This is a genomic window from Pseudomonas sp. P5_A12, from assembly GCF_056400685.1.
The window spans coordinates 1-947 of the sequence record NZ_JBFUKU010000600.1; the positions used below are offsets into that span (position 1 = coordinate 1).

At 55.9% G+C, this 947-nt stretch carries 1 protein-coding gene; it reads left to right on the forward strand.

Annotation, left to right across the window (positions count from 1 at the left end):
- The coding region (locus tag AC1DSG_RS31400; protein WP_477794327.1) for an AAA domain-containing protein at nucleotides 1-947 on the forward strand (947 nt) is incomplete at both ends.

The window sequence follows — 947 nt, forward strand, 5'->3', positions numbered from 1 at the left end:
CCTGTTGGATGCTCCGCGAGACGCCTTTCCATCCGACATTACGTTCCCCGAAGATCGACGCCTGGACGTCGACTTCAACCCCCGAGAAGTGTTCTGCCCACTTCCATCTGACTCCTCGCAGCTATCTGCCGTGATGGCGGCCTCGAAAGGAAAAGACTTTGTCCTGATTGGCCCTCCCGGAACCGGTAAAAGCCAGACCATTGCCAACCTCATTGCGCAATCGGTAGCTCAGGGCCGACGTGTACTTTTCGTCTCTGAAAAAATCGCGGCTCTGGATGTCGTTTACCGACGATTGCGCGAAGTTGGCTTGGGCGAGTTTTGCCTGGAAGTCCATTCGAGTAAGGCACGCAAAACCGACGTCCTGGCTCAATTGCAGTCGGCCTGGGATGCGAAGGGGGTCGTGGATTCCGCAACGTGGCATGCCGAAGCTGATCGACTGCAGGTTCTACGCGAAGGATTGAACACTTACGTTGAGCGACTGCACCAGCGTTACACGAATGGGTACAGCATTTATCACGCGATCGGTGTTGTATGTGGCGGCGCTTCCATTGCGCCCATGAACATGTCGTGGTCATCGCCCCATGCTCATACCCGGGAAGATATGACCGCACTGCGGGAGCTGTCCGATCGTCTAGAGGTGAATGCCCAGGCTATTGGATATAGAGCACTTTCGACCCATCCATTGGGTTTAGTTGGCCAGGGAGAGTGGTCACCTTCTTGGCAGCAACAGCTGATTCAAGCCGCGCGAGAGGTACTTCCTGCCACTCAAGCCGCTATTCGAGCCGCGGAAAAATTCAGCACCGCCATGAGTTTGCCTACAGCCACTTTGGTGCCTTCCGTTTGCAATGGTCTTTCGCTCCTTTCGTCAACACTGCCGCTTGCGGCGGGTCATGATTGGCGATTCGTGTTGCGGCCAGACGGCCGCATGATTGCGCAAAGACTGTCTG